Raw genomic sequence first — 3,103 nt, forward strand, 5'->3', positions numbered from 1 at the left:
GAAATCGACCAGTTCCTCCATGTCGTTGATCGAACGCTGCAAATTGCGGATATGCGTGCCGATATCCCTGAGATAGCCCTGCAGCACGAAGAACGAGGTCAGCACGAAGGCGACGTCGCCTGCACTCGCCTGGCCCCACGACCACAGCATCAGCGCCAGGCCGATCACCGCGGCGCGCATGACCAGCAGCAGCGCCCCTTGCGTGGTGCCGTTGATGGTGCCGCGCACCCAGGTGCGCCGCGTGCGCGCACGCCATTTGGCGACCACCCTGGCAAGGCGSSCYTCCTCGCGCWCCTCGGCGCCAAASCCCTTGACCACGGCGTTGCAGCTCACCGCATCGGCGAGCGAACCGCCGAGGCGCGTGTCCCAGGTGTTGGCAAGCCTAGCCGCCGGCGCGACATAGCCAAGCGACAGCAGCGCCGTCACCATGATGAACAGCACCGAGCCGGCGGCCACGACCACCCCCATCAACGGCCAGAACCAGCCAAGCAGCAGCGTCGAACCGACAAGCATGACGACCGACGGCAAAAGCGCGATCAGGATGGTGTCGTTGAGCAGGTCGAGCGCCCACATGCCGCGCGTCACCTTGCGCACCGTCGAGCCGGCAAACGAGTTGGCGTGCCAGTCGGTGGAAAACCGCTGGACGCGATGGAAGGCATCGGCGGCGATGTCGGCCATCATCTTCAGCGTCAACTCGACGATGCCCATGAAGGCGAGGTTGCGCAGCACGAGGCCGGTCAGGGCCAGCGCCATAAGGATGAAGAACGCCGTCATCGCGGCATTCCAGGCAATGGCGTCGGCGCCGGCGCTGCTGGCAACGGCATCGACCAGCCGGCCGGAATAGAGCGGCGTCAGGACGTCGGCCAGCGTCGACAGCAGGAAACCACCCATGATCAGCGAAAGCCGCCAGGGCTGGCGCCGCCAATGGGTGAGCGTGAAACCAAGAACGCTGCGAAAGGCGCGCGCGCGCAAATCGATCTTGAAACGAGCCATGATGTCATTCGGGCGCAAACGAGCCCGATCCCAGTAAGGTCGAAAATTGAAGAAGCCGCGCAGGGGGCGAATGGCTGCCCAGAAGCGGAGTGGCATATTTGGGCGTCACGCCCGTAATCGGGCGGCGACCGGCATCGGCATAAGCCTGTGCTCAAACCGGCTTCGATGCGAAGGATGGACCTTCGCGGAGCGCAGGCAGAGACCTAAGCTTCGCGGCCTCGCATTACCATTTTAAATACTGCCATTCGGACCTCCCGCAAATGAATCGCGGAGTGGTCGTTATAGAGACGGCCTGATGCATCGCCAAGACGGGCTCACGCAAAAAGCATATCTGGTCCAACCACTGCGATTATTTTGCAACAACGGGCGCGGCTGGCTCGATTACGGCACGACGAGATAGGCCTTCTGGTCGGCAATCGCGATCGTCACGTCGGTACCGGAATTGAACTCGACGAAATCGACCTCCATTCCGTCGCTGAAGATGACGCCGCCCTTGCTCTGTCGCGAGGAGACGACCAGCGGCCGATCGCGGGTGATAACGCCATGGACCAGCGACACGCCTGTCGTGTTGCTCGGAAACGGCTCGCGCACCGAGAAGAACAGCTGCTCGCCTTCACGGTCATAGCCTTGCGGCGGCACTGTCGGCACGGATGTGTCGCCATAGGCCGCGGCCAGTCCGGCAGCACCCGCCATGACCGAACGCAGCCAGCCGGTGGAGCCCGCCCCAGTTGAAATGATGATGCCGCTCGACGACTGGCGCTCGGTCCTGCCGCCATAGGTCAGTTCGTAGCGGGCCGAGACGTGCGTGCTCGCGCCGACGAACAGGTCGTTGAAGGCAATCAGCCGCCTTCCGTCATTGGAACGCGCCTCGGCCATCACCACCGCCTGGCGCTTCGCCTTGCCGGAAATCGTCAGATCGAGCACCTTTTCGGTGTCGTCGGCGTTCCAGGGCAACAGCACACCGTCAAAAAGCGCCGGATTGGGATTGACGCCGATCAGCGGCTGATGTGGCAGGTACTTTGCCGTGTTGGAGACCAGCCCGTCCTGACCGAGCGCAATCACCACATCGGACCCGAATTCGAACTGCGGCACCAGTTCGCGGTCGAGCCGCAACTGCTTGAGACCCTGGGGCAGAGAACCCATCACCCGGTCGAGCGCGCGATGGTAGGTATCGTGCGCTGACTTGACCGGGTCGAAATTCATGCCGGCCTGCCGGAGATAGAAGCGGGCCTGGCCTTGCGTGTTGAAACGCGTCGTCAGTTCCTCGAGCTCGGTCTTGCGGGTGACGACGATCACCCGGTCGATCGGCCTATCGCCCTGCTCGCCGGCCACCTTCTACATCACTTCTCGGTCTTGGCCGGCGCGGCAAGCTGGCTCAGCGCGCTGGTCAGCATGTCAGGCGTGATCGACAGATTGCCGACAGAACCGCCCTTCTCCGCCCAGGCCTTGAAGGCCATTGCCGTCAGCACGTTGGCGGGCGCCGACGAATAAACGGTCAGTTCGAGCTGCTGCGCCTTGGCGGCCGCCTCGGCCAGCGTCAGCTTGTTGCGCGCYTCGGTGTCGACCAGRAGYTTGTTGCGYTCGGCCAGYTCGATCTCGGTSGCCAGTTCGCTCTGCTTGATCTCGCGCTCTTTCTCSACSGCATGYGCCCGRCGCGCATAGATCGCCTCGTCGGCCTGSCGCTGCARSGYCTCGCGRTACTCGGTCTGCAGCGCCTTGCGGATTTCCGGCGTCGGCTGGACCGAGGTGATATGGACCTCCTCGATTGACAGACCGGCGGTCGAGGCGATCGGATCGCTTCGCAGCAGGTCGGCAAGATTGCCGCCGAGCTTGGTCACCTCCGCCAGCGCCTGTTCGAGCGTCATGCTCGACACCATGGCCCGCGCCCGGCTCTGAATGGCCAGCACGAGGCGTTCGGCGATCTTCTCGCGGCCGTCTCCGGCAACGTCGGACTTGCTGAGCCTGGCGCTGAAGTCAAAACCTTCCGCTGCCTTGACCGGATCGACGATGCGGTAGCTGACCGAGCCCTGGATCGCCAGATCCTGGAAATTGGGGGTGGTTTCGGTGAAGATGAACGGGTTGTCGAGTGACGTCACCGGCACCATGGCGA

3 protein-coding genes are annotated in these 3,103 nt (G+C 63.6%); all 3 read right to left on the reverse strand.

The window, feature by feature from the left end:
- On the reverse strand, positions 1–993 hold a 993-nt coding region (locus tag AC1DX0_RS33650; RefSeq protein ID WP_477358670.1), incomplete at its 3' end, for an ABC transporter transmembrane domain-containing protein.
- 381 nt (positions 994–1,374) lie between these two features.
- A complete protein-coding gene (locus AC1DX0_RS33655) occupies positions 1,375–2,325 on the reverse strand; it encodes a diacylglycerol kinase catalytic domain-containing protein (RefSeq protein WP_477220340.1) in 951 nt (316 codons plus the stop codon).
- An 8-nt stretch (positions 2,326–2,333) separates the two neighbouring features.
- Positions 2,334–3,103, reverse strand: a 770-nt coding sequence (locus AC1DX0_RS33660) for an SPFH domain-containing protein (protein WP_477358672.1), incomplete at its 5' end; no start/stop codon positions are given.

It is taken from the genome of Mesorhizobium sp. P3_A9, assembly GCF_056402975.1.